10 protein-coding genes and 1 tRNA gene are annotated in these 17,165 nt (G+C 65.1%); 4 read left to right on the top strand and 7 right to left on the bottom strand.

All coding sequences use genetic code 11. From position 1 onward, the window contains the following. Positions 1-97 precede the first annotated feature (97 nt). From AC2FNJ_RS14100 to AC2FNJ_RS14090, 3 genes are all read right to left on the bottom strand, one after another. Complete coding sequence (locus AC2FNJ_RS14100; RefSeq protein WP_496765086.1) at positions 98-1,495, bottom strand: FAD-binding oxidoreductase; 1,398 nt, start codon at positions 1,493-1,495, stop codon at positions 98-100. Between the two features lie 96 nt (positions 1,496-1,591). Next, positions 1,592-3,379: a gamma-glutamyltransferase gene (ggt, locus tag AC2FNJ_RS14095; RefSeq protein WP_496765085.1), complete on the bottom strand. Its 1,788-nt coding sequence runs from the start codon at positions 3,377-3,379 to the stop codon at positions 1,592-1,594. 86 nt (positions 3,380-3,465) lie between these two features. Continuing rightward, the gene (locus AC2FNJ_RS14090; RefSeq protein ID WP_496765083.1) at positions 3,466-4,452 is read right to left on the bottom strand and encodes a 2-hydroxyacid dehydrogenase; all 987 of its coding nucleotides are present in this window, start codon (positions 4,450-4,452) and stop codon (positions 3,466-3,468) included. A 157-nt stretch (positions 4,453-4,609) separates the two neighbouring features. On the opposite strand from AC2FNJ_RS14090, the gene AC2FNJ_RS14085 reads away from it, so the two are divergent. After that, positions 4,610-5,113 carry an SH3 domain-containing protein gene (locus AC2FNJ_RS14085; RefSeq protein ID WP_496765082.1) on the top strand — a complete coding sequence of 168 codons (504 nt, stop codon included), beginning with the start codon at positions 4,610-4,612 and terminating at the stop codon, positions 5,111-5,113. A 10-nt stretch (positions 5,114-5,123) separates the two neighbouring features. Here AC2FNJ_RS14085 and AC2FNJ_RS14080 read toward each other — a convergent pair whose 3' ends face one another. Further along, entirely contained in the window at positions 5,124-6,032 is a 909-nt protein-coding gene (locus tag AC2FNJ_RS14080) for a haloalkane dehalogenase (protein WP_496765080.1), read from the bottom strand. An 87-nt stretch (positions 6,033-6,119) separates the two neighbouring features. Here AC2FNJ_RS14080 and AC2FNJ_RS14075 point away from each other — a divergent pair, with 87 nt between their 5' ends. Both AC2FNJ_RS14075 and AC2FNJ_RS14070 read left to right on the top strand, forming a co-directional pair. Then, positions 6,120-7,112: an NADPH:quinone reductase gene (locus AC2FNJ_RS14075; protein ID WP_496765079.1), complete on the top strand. Its 993-nt coding sequence runs from the start codon at positions 6,120-6,122 to the stop codon at positions 7,110-7,112. A gap of 94 nt (positions 7,113-7,206) precedes the next feature. Further along, positions 7,207-7,281, top strand: a tRNA-Gln gene (locus tag AC2FNJ_RS14070). Between the two features lie 67 nt (positions 7,282-7,348). Here AC2FNJ_RS14070 and AC2FNJ_RS14065 read toward each other — a convergent pair. Continuing rightward, a complete protein-coding gene (locus AC2FNJ_RS14065) occupies positions 7,349-9,139 on the bottom strand; it encodes a PHA/PHB synthase family protein (RefSeq protein ID WP_496765077.1) in 1,791 nt (596 codons plus the stop codon). A gap of 414 nt (positions 9,140-9,553) precedes the next feature. On the opposite strand from AC2FNJ_RS14065, the gene AC2FNJ_RS14060 reads away from it, so the two are divergent. Continuing rightward, entirely contained in the window at positions 9,554-12,295 is a 2,742-nt protein-coding gene (locus tag AC2FNJ_RS14060; RefSeq protein ID WP_496765076.1) for a cation-transporting P-type ATPase, read from the top strand. 328 nt (positions 12,296-12,623) lie between these two features. Here AC2FNJ_RS14060 and AC2FNJ_RS14055 read toward each other — a convergent pair whose 3' ends face one another. Both AC2FNJ_RS14055 and AC2FNJ_RS14050 read right to left on the bottom strand, forming a co-directional pair. After that, a complete protein-coding gene (locus AC2FNJ_RS14055; protein WP_496765074.1) occupies positions 12,624-12,911 on the bottom strand; it encodes a hypothetical protein in 288 nt (95 codons plus the stop codon). Next, positions 12,908-16,846: a peptidoglycan DD-metalloendopeptidase family protein gene (locus AC2FNJ_RS14050; protein WP_496765072.1), complete on the bottom strand. Its 3,939-nt coding sequence runs from the start codon at positions 16,844-16,846 to the stop codon at positions 12,908-12,910. Before AC2FNJ_RS14050 ends, AC2FNJ_RS14055 begins: the two co-directional genes overlap by 4 nt. Positions 16,847-17,165: the final 319 nt, after the last annotated feature.

The raw sequence follows: 17,165 nt of genomic DNA, 5'->3' as shown, positions 1-17,165 counted from the left end.
GGAAAATTCCGTTTTTTCGAAATATCCTGTTGAATTCGGGCAAGTATGTGACCGGCCCTTGACGAGAACGCGTCTTGTGAGCCCGCAAAGGGCCGGATCAGAGGATCTTGCCCGGATTCATGATGTTCAGCGGGTCGAGCGCGGATTTGATCGCCCGCATGTAATCCGTCGCGGCGCCAAGCTCCCGTTCAAGATAGGGCTTCTTGCCCTGCCCGATTCCATGCTCGCCGGTGCAGGTGCCATCCATCGAGATCGCCAGTTCGTTCAGCCAGCCGACGAAGTGCTCGGCCTTGGCGACCTCCGCTTCATTCTCCATGTCGATCAGCAGAAGCGTGTGAAAGTTTCCGTCCCCCACATGCCCGACGATCGGCGCCAGAAGCCCGAGTTCGGTCGATTTGTCCTGCGCCGCGGTCACGCATTCCGCCAGGCGCGAGATCGGAACGCAGACATCCGTGGAGATTCCGCTGGCACCGGGGCGCAACTGCAGCGAGGCCCAGTACATGTCGTGCCGCGCCTGCCAGAGCTTGTTGCGTTCCTCGGTCGAGGTCGTGGCGGCGAAATCGGTGCCGCCGAATTCCTCGGCAATCGCACCGAAGGTTTCCGCCTGTTCGACCACACCTGCCTCGGAACCGTGAAATTCCAGCAGCAAGAGCGGCGTTTCCGGCAGGTCGAGCTTGGAATAGGCGTTGGCCGCCGAGACCGAGCGTTCGTCCAGCAACTCGATCCGCGCGACCGGCACACCGTATTGAATCGTCATCATCACCGCGCGGCACGCGGCATCGACCGAAGGGAAAGAGCAGCGCGCCGAGCTGATCGCCTCGGGGATGCCGTGCAGGCGCAGGGTGATCTCGGTGATGATGCCCAGCGTGCCCTCGGCCCCGATCAGCAGGCGCGTCAGGTCATAGCCGGCCGAGGATTTCTTGGCCCGCGCCCCGGTGCGAATGATCCGACCGTCCGGCATGACCGCTTCGAGGCTCAGTATGTTGTCTTTCATGGTGCCGTAGCGCACCGCGTTGGTCCCCGAGGCCCGGGTCGCCGCCATACCGCCCAAGGAGGCGTTGGCGCCCGGATCGATGGGAAAGAACAAGCCCTGATCGCGCAGGTGGATGTTCAGATCCTCGCGCGTCACGCCGGGCTGGACCACGCAGTCCAGATCCTCGGGATGAACGGCCAGGATCCGGTTCATCTGGCTCAGATCCACCGAGATCCCTCCGGCGGGGGCGTTGACGTGCCCCTCAAGGGACGTGCCCGTGCCGAAGGCGATGACGGGCACCCGGTGTTCGGCGCAAACCCGGACGATCTCGGACACCTCTTGCGTGGAATGCGGGAACACCACAGCGTCCGGCGACTGGTTCGCGATCCAGGTGGTGGTGTGGCCATGCTGTTCGCGGATCGAAGCCCCGGTCTGAAACCGGTCGCCGAACTGCTGCTTGAGAACGCCGATGACGGTCTCGATGCCGGTTTCATTGCGCGGCAGTGCCGTTGCCTGAACCATGATGCTCCTCCCTTGAACGGTAGCGGTGCCTTGCCGCTGCCAGAATTCCCCGCGGCCAAAGTGGCGGTCGGGGCTTTGACCGTGCCGGACCGCCGATCATTCGCCCAGCGCAATCCCCTCGCGGCGCGGATCGGCGCCACCCCGCAATATGTCGCCAATCGCGATGGCGTGCAGCCCCGAATTCAGGTCTCGGGCGTTCACCTCATATCCCATGGCCGTCAATGGTTCGGCCAGATCGGTGGCCCGGGTGCCCTCTTCCAGGTCATAGGTGCCGAAGCGATTGACCAGATGCGGCATCGCGACCGCCTGCTGAACGTCCATATCCCAATCGGCCCAGGCGATGATGGCGGTCGCGACATAGCCGATGATGCGGCTGCCGCCGGGCGAGCCGATGGCCAGAACCGGCGCGCCGTCCCGCAAGACGATGGTCGGGCTCATCGACGAGCGCGGCCTTTTGCCCGGCTCCGCCCGGTTCGCGACCGGCACCCCGTCGCGGTGCGAACGGAACGAGAAATCGGTCAGTTCGTTGTTGAGCAGAAAGCCGTTCGTCATCAGGCGCGAGCCGAATCCGTTCTCGATTGTCGTGGTCATCGACAGCACGTTGCCCCGCGCATCGACGATCGAGATGTGCGACGTGGACGGGAATTCGAGCGACTCGTCATCGGCCCAATTGAGCGCATGGTCGAATTCAGGATTTCCCGGCGCCACCTCGGGCAAGGCCGCATCGGTGTTCAACACGGTGCCGCGCTCGGTCAAGTAGCCGGGATCTACCAAGCCATCGACCGGGACTGGCACGAAGTCGCTGTCGGCCATGTAACGGCCGCGATCGGCAAAGGCGAGACGCGAGGCGTCGCCGATCAGGCGCCGGGCCTCGGCGTCGTCCGGGCCCAGCGCGGCCAGATCGTAGGCGTCGAGCATCCCGAGAATCTGTCCGACCGTCAGCGCGCCGGACGAAGGCGGTCCCATGCCACAGACCTGATAGATGCGGTAGGCGGCGCAGACCGGTTCGCGTTCGATGATCTGATAGAGCGCCAGATCGACGCCGGACAGCAGGCCGGGATTGCCGGGCGCGGTGCGCACGGTTCTGACGATGTCCGCCGCGATGTCGCCGCCGTAGAACCCCGCCGCTCCCTCGCGGGCCAGGGTTCTGAGCGTTTCGGCATAAGCCGGGTTCTTCATCACCGCACCCTCCGCCACCGGCACACCGCCCGGCAGGAAATAGTCGGCCGTGGCCTCGAACCGTCCCAGACGCTCCGCATCGGCCGCAACCATCGCGGCAAGGCGCGGCGAGACGGCGAATCCCTCATCCGCCAGGCGGATGCCATCCGCGAACAGGTCCGGCCAGGGCGTGCGCCCCCAACGCCGGTGCGCCTCTTCCAGCAATGCCGGTGTACCGGGCGTCCCGACCGACAGCCCGCCCACGACCGCGTCGAAGAACTTCAGCGGTTCGCCATTCTCGTCCTGGAACAGGGTCGGCGTTGCGGCGCGCGGCGCGGTTTCCCGCCCGTCCAGCGTGGTCAACCTGCCGGTCGCCGCGTCGTACCAGACCAGAAACGCACCGCCGCCCAGCCCCGACGACTGCGGTTCGACCAGCCCGAGCACCACCTGCACCGCCACCATCGCATCCGCCGCCGAACCCCCCGCGCGCAACACCTTTGCCCCGGCTTCGACAGCCAGAGGATTGGCGGCGGCGATCATCCAGTTCTCGGCTTCCACCGGCTTCCCGGCCGCCTTGGCGTCAAGCGCCGCCTGCGCCGCGGGTGTCAGCGCCGCGACCTGCCCCGCGGTCGTCGCTTCGGGCGCGACCGCATCCGCCGTTTCCTGGGCCGGCGCCGCAGCCGGACCCAGTATCCCGAGTATCCCCGCCAACACCGTCGCGCGCATCGCATCCTCCCATTTCGGCCGGTTCCGCGTCTTGCCAGAACATCCGCCGGTTCGTGAAAACCGGCTTCGACCGGCGCGGATCGAATTTACAGCATCGAGGGCACCACCTGATCCGGTGGACGGTGGCCGTCCTCGAAAGTCTTGATGTTGATGATGACCTTCTCACCCATCTCGATCCGGCCTTCCAGGGTGGCCGAACCCATATGCGGCAACAGGACCACATTCGGCATTTGCCGCAACCGCGGGTTCACGTTGACCCCGTGTTCGTACACGTCCAGACCCGCCCCCGCGATCTCGCCCGAGCGGATCATGCGCGTGAGCGCGTTCTCATCGATCACCTCGCCCCGCGACGTGTTCACGATAACGGCAGAGGGTTTCATGAGTTTCAGGCGCCGCGCGTTCATCAGGTGGAAGGTCGAGGGCGTGGACGGGCAGTTGACCGAGATCACATCCATGCGGGCCACCATCTGATCCAGGCTGTCCCAATAGGTCGCCTCCAATTCATCCTCGATTTCGGGCCGCAGGCGGCGGCGGTTGTGATAGTGCACCTGCATGCCAAAGGCCCGTGCGCGCCGCGCGACGGCCGATCCGATGCGGCCCATTCCGAGGATGCCCAGGCGCCGGCCCCCGATCCGGCCACCCAGCAGGGCCGTCGGCGCCCAGCCCGACCAGTCGCCCTTCTGCATGACGGCCAGCCCCTCGGGGATGCGCCGGGTCACGGCGAGGATCAGGGCCATGGTCATGTCGGCGGTGTCGTCGGTCAGCACACCGGGCGTGTTGGACACCAGAATCCCGCGTTGGCGGGCCGTCGATACGTCGATGTGATCCACCCCGGCCCCGTAATTCGCGATCAGGCGCAGTTGGTCTCCGGCCTGCCCCAACAGACCCGCATCGATGGAGTCGGTCACGGTCGGGACCAGCACATCGGCGCTCTTGACCGCCGCAACCAGTTCAGTCCGGGTCATCGGCGTGTCGTCCTCGCGCAGGCGCACATCGAAGAGCTCACTCAGCCGGGTTTCGACGGCTTCCGGCAACCGTCGCGTTACGACAACACTCAGACGTTCTCTTGGCACTTGGGCCCTCCCACTGCTTTGCAAACGCGCGCGCGCCATGGCATCGTGGCGCAGGATCAGGCGGGGCACAAGAACCCCATGCTGAATTGACGCAGCCTTTTTTCAAAACCAGATCAACAGGCAAGAGAGCAGGCAGGCAGTGAGGCAATCGGTACCGGTGAAACGCCATATTCTGGCGCTGTTTTCGGGTCTCGTGCTTGCAGCCGGTGTCCCGGCGGCAGGCGCTGCGGAAAAGCGCGGGCAGGTCACGAACCTGCCGTTGCCGCGATACGTGTCGATGAAGGCCAGCGAAGGCAACGTGCGGCGGGGTCCGTCGCTGACACACCGAATCGACTGGGTCTTCAAGCGCCGGGACATGCCGCTTCAGATCACCGCCGAGTACGGCAATTGGCGCAGGGTGCGGGACCGCGACGGGGCCGGAGGCTGGGTGCATTACGCCTTGCTGTCGGGGGTGCGCACGGTGCTGGTGGAGCAGGACATGATCCCGGTTCACGCGCGCCCGGATCCGAATTCGCCCGTCAACGCGCATTTTGAAATCGGGGTCGTTGCCCGCCTCGGCAGCTGCACGATCGACTGGTGCCGGATCTCGGCCGGCGGCTATCGGGGCTGGGCGCAGAAAGCGAACCTCTGGGGCGTGGACCCTGACGAGGTTCGCGACTGAACGTCGGCGGTCAGCGCGTCCGTTCGATGAACGAGATGGTCAGATCGGCCAGTTCGGCCCCCACGTCTTCCTGCAGAAAGTGACCGGCGCCGGGCAGAACCCTGTGCGGCTGGCCGGCGGCACCGGGGCAGAGTTTCTGAAAGACCTTGTCGATCCCCGCCATGATCCTGTCCTCGGCCCCGAAGGCGGTCAGCACCGGCGTGTCGAGCCCGCGGATCACCTGCCACGCCTGCCGGTTCGGTGCGGATGCCGGGTCATCCGGGCGGTCCGGCACCAGCATCGGAAACTGCCGTGCCCCGGCCTTGTAGCTTTCGTCGGGGAACGGCGCGTCATAGGCCGCGACCTCCTCATCGGTCAGTTTCGAAACGGTCCCGCCATGGACGATCCGCCCGGCCCGGAATTCGGGCGCGTCCTGGCTGTAGGCCCGCCAGGATGCAAAGGCGTCGCCCAGGGGCTGGTCGCCGGTCGGCAAGGCGGTGTTGGCCACGACGATGCCGGCAAAACGCTCGGGCATCTCGGCCCAGAGCCGCAACCCGATCAGCCCGCCCCAATCCTGGCATAGGAGCGTGATCCCCGTGAGGTCGAGCTTGCGCAGCACTTCGCCCATCCAGAACACGTGGCGCTGATAGGTGTAATCGCCCCGTTCCGCCGGCTTGTCCGACCGGCCGAACCCCACCAGATCCGGCGCCACCACGCGATTCCCCGCCGCCGTGAAACGCGGTATCATGTGACGGTAAAGATAGCTCCAGGTCGGCTCGCCATGCATCGCCAGGACCGGCGGCGCGTCGCCCGGTCCCTCGTCCAGATAGTGCACGCGCAGCGCACCCCCTTCGGTATCGTCGATGTCGAGGTAATTCGGCGCAAAGGCATAGTCCCTGAGGCCTTCGAATCGTTCGTCCGGTGTCCGCAGGATCTTCACGCGATTCCTCCCCTTACCTGGACATCCAGCCTAGCATTGACCGCCCGCATCGCTAGGGTAAACGTCGCGGCAGAACGGGAGCACAGGATGAAAGCCATCACCTACACCGCCTTCGGACCGGCGGCGGATGTTCTGACCCTCGCCCAGCTGGAACGCCCCGAGCCGGGGCCGGGGGAAGTGATCGTCGATCTTGCCTATTCCGGCGTCAATCCGTCCGACGTCAAGGCGCGCGCCGGGGCGCGGCCCGGCGTCACCAAGCCGCCCTACCCGGTCATCGTGCCGCATAGCGATGGATCGGGCGTGATTTCGGGCGTGGGCGAGGGCGTGGCCCGCGACCGGATCGGCGAACGGGTCTGGGTCTGGAACGGGCAGTGGCGCCGCGCCTTCGGCACCGCGGCCGAGCAGATCGTTCTGCCCGCGGCGCAGGCCGTTCGGCTGCCGGAGTCGGTGTCCCTGGAAACGGGCGCCGTGCTGGGAATCCCCGGCCTGACGGCCTGTCACACGGTGTTTTCCGGCGGCGATGTGGCGGGCCTGACGGTTCTGGTTCAGGGCGGCGCCGGCACGGTCGGCTTTCTCGCCGTCCAGCTTGCGAAATGGGGCGGCGCAACAGTGATCGCGACGGCTTCTCCCGAGAGCTTCGAGCGGGTGCGCGACGCGGGAGCGGATAGGGTTCTGGACTATGCGGCACCAGATCTGGCCCGGCAGATCCTCGCCGCCAATGGCGGCCGCCCGGTGGACCGCATCGTCGAGGTGGAATTCGGCCTCAATGCCGCGACCGACACCGAGGTCATCGCCGAGAACGGTCGCATCAATGCCTACGGCTCGGCCAAGGCGATGGCCCCGACCCTGCCCTTCTACCCGCTGATGTTCAAGGCGGTGACGCTGGAGATGGCGCTGATCTACCTGCTGCCGGGCGACCAGCGTGCGAAGGCGATCGAACGACTGACCCGCGCGCTCGACCAGAAGGCGCTCGAATGCCCGATCCAGGAAATCCACGATCTGGCCGACTGCGCCGCCGCTCACGCGGCGGTGGAAGCCGGCAACCGGACCGGTGCCGTGCTGGTCAGAACCGCTTCGTGACCGGGGCCGGATTTTTCCCGCGCCGGGACCGGATTTTTTTGCCATCTGGGGCCTTGAACCCGCTGCGCAAGAGTCGTAGATAGCCGCTCACCGTTGGGGTGTAGCCAAGTGGTAAGGCAACGGTTTTTGGTACCGCGTACCGTAGGTTCGAATCCTACCACCCCAGCCACTCTCCTCCCGTTATGCTGCCCACGAGAGACCGCCCCGGCATCGTGGCGCGTTGTCCGATGCTTGCCTCAGGTCTGGTGCACATAGCTGCCGGGCGCCGGCGGCAGGTTGCGGGCGTTCTTTTGCCCGCCGCCCATGTGCGGCGGGGCGACCTCGCCCGTCGAATGGGCCTTGAGCCAACCGGCCATGGCCGGCCACCACGACCCTTCGTTCACCTTGCTTTTGGCCAGCCAGTCGTCGGGCGAAACATACAGCGCGTCCGCCGGACGATGGTCCAGCCGATAGTGCCGGCGCTTGTGGCCGGGCTCGCTCAGGATGCCGCCATTGTGCCCGCCATTGGTCAGAACGAAGGTCAGATCGCCGTTGGTGAACAGCCGGATCTTGTAGACGGAGCGCCAGGGCGCGATATGGTCGGTTTCCGTCCCCACCACGAACAGCGGAACACGGATGTCCTTCAGCGCCACCACCCGGCCTTCGACGGCAAAGCGACCGGCGCTCAGCCGGTTTTCCAGAAACAGGCCACGCAGATACTCCGAATGCATCCGCGCCGGCATGCGCGTCGTGTCGTTGTTCCAGACGGTCAAATCCGTCGGCAAGTCGTCCTCACCCAGAAAATACCGGCGCACCGCGCGGGCATAGATGAGGTCTTCGGCGCGTATGGTCGTGAAGGTGCGGGTCATCTGCGGCCGGTCGAGGTAGCCCTGCAGCCACATCAGGTCTTCGACAAAGGCGACCTGGCTGTCGTCGATGAACAACAGCAGCTCGCCCGCCTCCGCGAAATCGACCTGCGCCGCCATCAGAGTGACGCTGGCCAGACGATCGTCGCCGTCGCGGCTCATCACCGCCGCGGCGATCGCCAGCAACGTGCCGCCCAGGCAGTAGCCGTTGGCGTGGATCTTCTTGCCGGGCAGGATCCGGTTCACCGCGTCGATCGCGGCCATGATGCCTTGCTTTCGATAGTCTTCGAGGCTGAGATCGGCCTGATCCGCGCTCGGATTGATCCACGAGATCATAAAGACCGTGAAGCCCTGCTCGACCAGGTAGCGCACCATCGAGTTTTCCGGTGAGAGGTCCAGTACGTAATATTTCATGATCCAGGCCGGAACGAACAGAATCGGCTCGGCCTGAACGCGGTCGGTGGTGGGCGTGTACTGGATCAGCTCGAACAGCGCGTTGCGGAACACGACCTTGCCGGGGGTGGCGGCCAGATCCTTGCCGATCTCGTAGCCGGCCGGCGCGGGTTCATGCCGCTGCGTGACGGTATGGACCAGATCTTCAACGAAATGCGCGCCGCCTTCGATCAGGTTGCGCCCACCCGTTTGCCGCGTGCGGTCGATGATCTCGGGATTCGACCAGGGAAAATTGGACGGAGAGACCAGGTCCAGCGCCTGGCGCACCTGAAACTGGGCCCGCTCGGCATCGCGCGGGGCGATTCCGGGCATCTCGTCCGTTGCCGCCTGCCACCAGTCCTGGGTCGCCAGAAACGCCTGTTGCCACAGCGCGAATGGCGCCTTGTCCCAGCCGGGCGCGGCAAAACGATGGTCCCGGGCATGTGGGCGGAACGGCGGTTCCGGCTTGGCTCCGGCCGCGAGCTTTCCGGCATGTTCCCAGAGTTTTGCCGTGTTCTGTGCCGCACGTTCCGCCAGTTCGAGTTGACGCCCCGGCGAGCGGCTCAGATGCAGGGCCCAGTCCATCCATGTGGCCATGATCGAATGGGGCGACACGCCCGCCGTCGCACGCGCCATCATCGCCCGCGTGGCACGATCCAGTTTTTCATAAGGGTGACGCGCCGGTTGCGACTCCTGTGTCGTGTCGGCTGGCCGGTTCTCGGTTTGCGGCTTCGGTGTCAACTGGTTCATCTGGCTTCTCCGATCGGGCTACGACGGTCCAACGCCGATGCGTTTCTGCACATACTGCCGACTTGGTGCGTCAAACGTGCAACGCAATGCCAACCTTCCGTTTCGCGCGGCGACGGGCGCGGACCCTCATCGCCGCTTGCGTCTTGCCGTCTCCAAAAGCATTCTCCCAGACCGGCGAGATATCCCCAAGCCCTTGTTTAGCACCATGGGCGATCAGGCGATTTGACCCGTGTCAAACACGTTGCAGGGACGCGCCTCTATGGTCGTCGCAAGTCAGTATGCGTCCCTCAACGGTGGGCTGAAACATGCCATTGTCCGTCTTCCTGTGCGGGTCCGGCGCCGCGCGATCACCGCGGGTCGCGGTCTCGACATGCCGGTTGCGCGTGTGCCAGATGCAAAGAAATGGAGCGAGACATGCCGGATGACGCCCCGGTGCGGCCCGCGACGCAGGATGTGCCGCCCCATGCGCAGGACAGTGCCGAGGCGCTGGCCGCGCTTGACACCAGTGACGGTGGGCTCTCGGCCCGCGAGGCAGCGCGCCGGCTCGTGCAGTATGGGCGCAATGAACCGCCGAGGACAGCCCGGCCGCCCGTGATCCTCCGCTTTCTGGCGCATTTCAACCATGTGCTGATCTATGTGCTCATCGGTGCGGCTGCGGTGACGTTTCTTCTGGGGCACCCGGTCGATACCGCGGTCATCCTTGCGGTCGTGCTTGCCAATGCCGTGATCGGTTTTGCCCAGGAGGGCCGGGCGGAAAAGGCGATGGAAGCGATCCACCAAATGCTCGCGCCCCGGGCCGCCGTGCTGCGCGACGGGCGGCGGATGTCGATCGACGGAGCCGAGGTGGTGCCCGGCGACATCGTACTGCTGGAAGCCGGCGACAGACCGCCCGCCGACCTGCGCCTGATCGAGGCCCACGGTTTGCAGGCGCAAGAAGCGGTGCTGACCGGCGAATCCGTTGCCGTCGAAAAGGATGTTGCGTCCGTGCCAGCCGACGTTCCCCTGGGTGACCGGCGCTGCATGGCCTTTGGCGGGACGTTGATCACCGCGGGCCAGGGGCGCGGCGTCGCGACGGCCACCGGCAGTCTGACCGAAATCGGGCGCATCAGCGGGATGCTCTCGGAAGTCGAGAAGCTCACGACGCCACTGGTGCGGCAGATGGACGAATTCGCGCGCTGGCTGACGCTGTTCATCCTCGCCGTTGCCGGCATCCTCCTGATTTTCGGCTATTTCGTGGCGGGGTACGATTTCTTCGGGCTGTTCATGGCCGTGGTCGGCCTGTCGGTGGCCGCAATCCCTGAGGGGCTGCCGGCGGTGCTCACCATCACACTGGCCATCGGGGTGCAGGCCATGGCGCGGCGCCAGGCCATCGTGCGGCGCCTGCCGGCCATCGAAACCGTCGGATCGGTTTCCGTGATCTGCACCGACAAGACCGGTACGCTCACCCGGAACGAGATGGCCGTCACCAGCGTGGCGGCGGGCGGCGTCCTCTATGATGTCGAAGCGGAAGGCTATGCACCGAAGGGCGCGCTAACCGCCGAGGGTGCCGAGATCACGGGGCCGCCACCGCCGGCGCTGCTGGAGCTGGCCACGGTCGCCGCGCGCTGCAACGATGCGGCACTGGAAGAAGAGTCCGGACTCTGGCACGTGAACGGCGATCCGATGGAAGGGGCGTTGCTGGCCCTGGCGGCCAAGGTTCATGGCTCGCTCGGCGCGGCGCGGACCCCTTGGAAACGTTGCGATGTGCTGCCGTTCGACTCGCAGAAGCGGTTCATGGCGACTCTGGACGAGCGCGAATCGGGCGCGCGCATGGTTTTCGTCAAAGGGGCTCCGGAGAAACTCTTGTCGCTGTGCAGGGTGCAGACGGACGCCAACGGAGCCACGGAACCAATTCGGATCGATGCCTGGCAAGCCGTAGAGAACGCGTTTGCCACCGCCGGTCGCCGCGTTTTGGCCTTTGCCTGCCGCCCGGCGCGCGCGGATGAGGCGCGCCTGTCCGAAGAAGGTCTGTCCGACGGCCTCGCATTCCTTGGGCTCGTCGGCCTCATCGATCCGCCGCGCACCGAGGCGATCGACGCCGTCGCCGAGTGCCAGGGCGCGGGAATCGCGGTCAAGATGATCACCGGAGACCATGCGGTGACGGCGGCCGCAATCGGCCGCGACATCGGTCTGGCCCGGACTGGCACGGTGATCACCGGGGTCCAGATCGACCAGATGGATGACGCGGCCCTGGCGGCCGCGGTTCTGGAAACCGACATCTTCGCCCGCACCAGCCCCGCGCACAAGCTGCGGCTGGTGCATGCTCTGCAATCCCATGGCCTGTCCGTCGCCATGACCGGAGACGGCGTCAACGATGCGCCTGCATTGAAACGCGCGGATGTCGGTATCGCAATGGGCCAGAAAGGGTCCGAAGCGGCCAAGGAAGCTGCCGACATCGTGCTGGCTGACGACAACTTTGCCACCATCGCCGCGGCGGTGCGCGAAGGGCGCACGGTGTTCGACAATATCAAAAAGGTGATCAGCTGGCTTCTGCCCACCAGCGGCGGCGAGGCCCTGGTGATCATCGTTGCCCTGCTTCTCGGACTGACCCTGCCGATCACGCCGATCCAGATCCTGTGGATCAATCTGATCACGGCCGTCACGCTCGGCATCGCCCTGGCTTTCGAACCGACGGAAGAAAACACCATGCACCGTCCGCCGCGTTCGCGGGATGATCCGATCCTGGGCGGTGAGCTGGTCTGGCATATCGTTCTCGTCTCGGGGCTTTTCCTGGCCGGGGTTTTTGGCATCTTCACCTACGCCACGAAGCAGGGTTATCCGCTTGCCCTCGCGCAGACCCTGGCGCTGAACACGCTTGTGGTTCTGGAAATCTTTCACCTCTTCTTCGTGCGCAACATCTACGGTACCTCGCTGACCTGGAAGGCGGTCCGGGGCACGGCCATGGTCTGGACCTGCGTTATCGCCGTCACCGCCGCGCAATTCGCGGTCACTTATGTGCCAGCCCTGCAAAACGTCTTCGGAACCGCCGCGGTATCCGTCAGGGACGGGCTCATCATCGTCGGACTGGGCGTCGGGCTGTTCGTGGTGCTCGAACTGGAAAAGCAGCTGGCGCTCACCCTGGGCGCGCGTCGCGGAACCGCGCACCGACGGGTTTGAGGCAGTTTCGGCGCAGGTGCCGTTCCATTCCCGCTAGGTGAGTGAACAGGGCGGGTTAGCAGAAACGGAACGTCCAAGCCCGGGCATCCACCTTTTGCCGGCCAACGCACAAAGCAGCCTGTCGCACGGTCGCCGGACCGGACGGTTTCCGCCCGGAGCCTCCCGATGGCCGAGAAGCGTCATGAGCGGAACACTCTGTGGTTTCTCAGAAGGTTGTTCTGATTGCCCGTTTCTTGCCTCTCCCGGCGCGCGCCGGCCGGCCTCCGACGATGGGTCTGGACACCGGGCACTGGTCTCGGGCTTCGCTGCACGACACGGGACTTGCGCCTTACTCCTTGCCGTCTGTCCGCGCCATCAGGCAGGTCAACATGGCCTGCAAATCCGGTGGAAGTTCCGTAGTTCGGTAATCCGCGCGGCCTTCGGACGAGTTCAGTTGCTCGATCCGCCGCTCCACGAGCGCAAGCGATTCACGCTGGGCCAGTTGCAGGCACGCGCGCACTTCCGGCCGCATCTCCCGTTGCAAGGACGCGGAGTCGGTGCTCTGCGCGGCGGCATTCAAGGTGAACATCCAAAAGGCCGTCAGCCCGGCCGTGGCTATGCGTGTCGTCTGGGTCATGGCAGGATCACCGTGTCGGTGCTGTCGCTGTTGTCGTCCTCGAGCAGTTCCGCCTCACCCGCGCGGATCGACGCGGCGTTTTCGACCACTGCGAAGGCCGGGTTCCCGGTCGGAACGGCGACGGCAAGGCCCCAGAACCGGATCTGGCGCGACGACCCCGGCGCGATGTCGCCGATGTCGAATTCGGCCACGGAGTCGGTGAGCGAAAGGGTTTCGATCGAGACGAGCGAACCGGTCGGGGGCAAGTCCAGAGGGAACGGCAGAAGCGTCGCCCCGCCTTCCGCGTTCAGCAGGTTCAGGCTCATCGCGTCGCTGACCCTGACATTGCCGGCAACTGCCGGCCCGGCATTGGCGACATCGACCGTGTAGAGGATGAAATGAAGCAGACGGTCGCCGAACCCCAGCGCGAAGCGCTCGGCGGACTTGGTGACGGATAGATCAACGCCGAGACCACGTTCGGTTATCTGCTCGACATCGATCGAATTCGCGCCGGTCACTGCACCATTCGGATCCAACGTCGCGACCGAATAGACAGTGGTGACGTCCAGCCGTTCGGTGCTCTGCACGACGACCCACCCCTCGTAATAGCTGCTGCCTTCGGGCAGCGCCCCGCCCAGCGCATTCAGCTCAATATCGGCGCAGTCGGTCTTGACCGCCTGATCGTAGCCCAGCTTATCCTCGCCGATCTCATGGATCCGTCCCGGGCGTTGCTCGGCCGGGGGATAGGCGAGCGCCAGCTTCTTGAACACAAGCGCCTCGTTGCCGCCGGGATTGTGGATGTTGACGGTCGTAGCATATCGCCCGGGCACCAGGCGGCCGTCCTCGGGGTCCGGCTGCGAGCCGCACACGACCTTTGCCGAATACTGCCAGGCAAAGGGCCGGATATCGATCTCGAGCTCATATTCCGCGCCCGAACCGGCGTTCAAGTCCGTGACCGCGGCATAGAACAGGCCTGGCGGAATGGTGACGATCATTTCCTCGACGCCGCCCGGCCCCCAGCCTTGACGGTCGGGGTTGAGCATCTGCAGTCCTTCGTTCAACAGGTAGACATCCAGATCGTCGGATGCCTGGGCAGCCGTGAGCCGCAAGAATACCTGGGCCCGTGTCTGGGTCTCGAAGCGGTAGAAATCCTCGATCGGATCGCCGCGCACCGCGACCATGGGCGCCTCGGTTTCCGAGACCGTTCCGACGATGGTCGTCGGCGGTGTTACGGCATGGTGCTCTGCCAGGCCGTCATTGGGTTCCACCTCGCCGACCAGACCCGAGGGGGACGGCGGGTTGAGTTCGATGGTTTCCGGCAGTGGCAGGATGTCTCCGAGAACTTGCCGGCTGTGGAATATGACGTTGGTTTGCAGCATGCCATCGACCATCACATTGCTGAACCCGATCGGCAGCCCGTCATCGTTGGACAGGCTCGGCCCATCCATGAGCTGGAAATGCAGATGCGGCCCGCTGCTGTTGCCGGAATTGCCGACCCGTCCGATCACGTCACCCTGTTCGACGCTGCAGACCTGTCCGACACCGCATGACGTGATCACTCCGAAACTGTCCGGAATGGAGCCCTGCTGCAGGTGGTAGTAATTCGAAACCGTTCCGTTCGAATGCTGGATCGAGACAAAGTTGCCCGGCGCGGGCACGCTGGCCAGCCGCGGACCGGGACGCGGATTGTCCGGCTGACTGTTGTCGAGGGCGACGATGTCGCCATCGGCGATGGCGATGACCGGCTGGCCCCAGACATAGCTGTCGGCGTTTTCCCGGTCTTCGATGATCTCGCATTCATCGTTGCGGACCCGTGACAGATTTCCGTCCTCGTCCGTCACGCCGATGTCGTAGGAGTATCGCTGGTTGTTGGACGCACTCGGAACGTTCAGGCTGTTCACGAAATGCCGATGGTGGGTCTCGACGCTGCCGAAACGCAGTTCGTGCGCGACATTGATCCGGTAGGTCAGGACGGGCGGGTCGGGGGCGGTCTCGTCATCGCCGTCGTCATCATCGTCCAGCGCGGCACACGCGGCGTCGTCGGGCAGTGACACCAGCAGGTCCGGCGGTGGATGCGGGAAGACATAGGTCGAATCGTCGTTGAAGGGGACCGGCATGAAGGTCGGTATCGGGATATTGTCGAAGGACAGCGTCCACTCGGCATCGGTATCGACTTCGCGGATGTCCAGGGCGACATCGACGCTGGCGGGCGGATCGCCCGCAAACGGCATCAGACGGTCATCGTCGGCCAGCGCCTCGTCGGGAAACGCCAGAATGACACGGGTATTCGGCGGTATCTGGGTGGCGTTCGCATCCAGAAGGCCGTCCTCGCGCAACCGCACCAGGGCGAAATTGCCTTCACCTTCGGCACTTGTGGCGCATCCGCCAAGAATGACCCGGTTGCCCGACGCGATGTCGACCGAAGTCGACCGCGTGCCCGTCTGGTCCGGGGTGTCCGGGTGTTCCAACGCCACCACACCGTCCTGACCGAAACTCTGGTCCAGCGCGCCGTTGTCAAGAAGCCGGACCGCCGCGAACAGATCCGAGGTCGAAACCGATACGACGGTTCTGCCATCGGCATCGACCGCGACATCGTTGGCGCTCACCAGACCGGCGAAACCGAAATCCCGCACCATGATGCCGGTGCCGGGTTCGGCGGGCGCCAGGGTGTCGTCGAAATCGCCGGAGGGCAGCATTCGGACGATGGCGGCCTGCGCCGAAATGCCCGCGCCCGGCGCCACGGTGCCCACGGTCACGACCCGGCCGTCGCCATCGAGCACCAGCGCAGAAGGCCACGCCCGATCGACACCCGCAAAGGCGACATCGACACGTCCGGCGGTGCCGAATCCGTCGTCCAGCGTCCCATCCGACAGGAACCGCGCGACGAACCAGGTCCGGTCCTCGAGGTCGTCGTCTTCGGTGACGATCAGTTCCTGGGGCGGGCCGAACCATCCCGCGACGTAGATGCGGTCGGCGTCGTCCAGCTCGACCGCCGTATAGGTCGACACCATGTCATCGGGCAGGAAGGTCTCGACGCTGATTTCCGCGTCATTTGAACCGACGATGCCGAGCGTCGCGCGCGGAATGTCGTCCACCTCGACATAGCCCACGGCGACGGCGCTGCCGGACAGGATCGCGATATCCGCTATTGCGCCGTTGTCCGTTTCCGGAAACAGGATCTGCGTGCCGAAAAACGGATCCACGATGCCATTCGCGTCGATCCGCATGATCGACCACCAGGACAGCAGGTCGTCCTCGGACGGAACGTCCAGCAACCATGCCTCGCCGCCGGCCCAGATATTGCCGAGCGCATCGACTTCGATGGCATTGATGCCATGGCGGATCGTCCCGTCTTCAACGATCGGGTTCGCGATCGACACCGCTTCGAGCCCGTTGCCCGAAAAGGCGTCGTCATTGTCCCCATCCTCGGAATACCGCGCCAGTAGCGAGCCGTTCGGCAACGCGCTGGGCGACAGAAACGGGATGAGCGGATCGCCGCCGTCATCGACGAACAAGGTGGAGTTGGTGCCCGAACCGCCGGCGTGCAGGACGCCATTCGAGTCGATCTCGATATCCGCGATGCACTGATCTCCCAGCGAGCCGAAATCATCAAGCCGCCCGCCGGTCTCGGCAAATGCCGGCGGCAGATCCGCTCCGGCCGAGTCCGTTCGGCTGAGTACGGCGAAGGACAGGTCGCGCTGTCCGACCGTCGCGGCAGCGACCTCCGCGCCATCCGCATCCCGGTAGGTCACGCGCGCTTCGAGCAGTTCCAGGGCTTGACTGTCGCTGGTGAAATCGAGATCGAAATTCAACCAGTTGCCGTCGAGATACGGCTCCCAGGTTCCCATGAAATTCGCGGGTGCCGCATTGTCCAGCGGTTGGACGCGCATCATCGTTTCCGAGATGCCCGAATCTGGCGGAGCATCCATGTCCTGGCCCGTCACGGCCGTCGCCATGAGTGCCGTCAACAGCGTGAATGCATTTGCGAAATCTCTAATCTGCTTAAATCGATCCAGGGCCACAATCGCACTCCTGTTCGAAAATATCTGCCACGATAATAGCATAAATTGCATTTCTTCGCACGTATTACGCCCAAAGCGCGAGTTCGACCCTACAACCGGGAGGATCCGTTTCGCGCCGAGGCGGTGCCGGAGTTTCAGGCGGCCAGTCCAAAACTCTGTTGCCCGATGCCAAGGCGCCGAGGTGCGGCCCGAATGATGAGATGGAAGGCTGCCTGTTGAATTGGTCCCTCGCGGCTGAGCCACGGCACCGGAT

This window comes from Ruegeria sp. BHSB196 (genome assembly GCF_059613135.1).
Note: the sequence above shows the minus strand (reverse complement) of the source record. Positions and strands in the feature narration are given on the sequence as shown.

What these genes read in the sequence shown, in the direction of transcription:
- AC2FNJ_RS14075 (WP_496765079.1), top strand. Translation starts at nt 6,120, where the DNA reads ATGAAAGCCATCACCTACACCGCCTTCGGACCGGCGGCGGATGTTCTG.
- AC2FNJ_RS14055 (WP_496765074.1), bottom strand. Translation starts at nt 12,911, where the DNA reads ATGACCCAGACGACACGCATAGCCACGGCCGGGCTGACGGCCTTTTGG.
- ggt (WP_496765085.1), bottom strand. Translation starts at nt 3,379, where the DNA reads ATGCGCGCGACGGTGTTGGCGGGGATACTCGGGATACTGGGTCCGGCT.
- AC2FNJ_RS14100 (WP_496765086.1), bottom strand. Translation starts at nt 1,495, where the DNA reads ATGGTTCAGGCAACGGCACTGCCGCGCAATGAAACCGGCATCGAGACC.
- AC2FNJ_RS14065 (WP_496765077.1), bottom strand. Translation starts at nt 9,139, where the DNA reads ATGAACCAGTTGACACCGAAGCCGCAAACCGAGAACCGGCCAGCCGAC.
- AC2FNJ_RS14050 (WP_496765072.1), bottom strand. Translation starts at nt 16,846, where the DNA reads ATGGCGACGGCCGTGACGGGCCAGGACATGGATGCTCCGCCAGATTCG.
- AC2FNJ_RS14060 (WP_496765076.1), top strand. Translation starts at nt 9,554, where the DNA reads ATGCCGGATGACGCCCCGGTGCGGCCCGCGACGCAGGATGTGCCGCCC.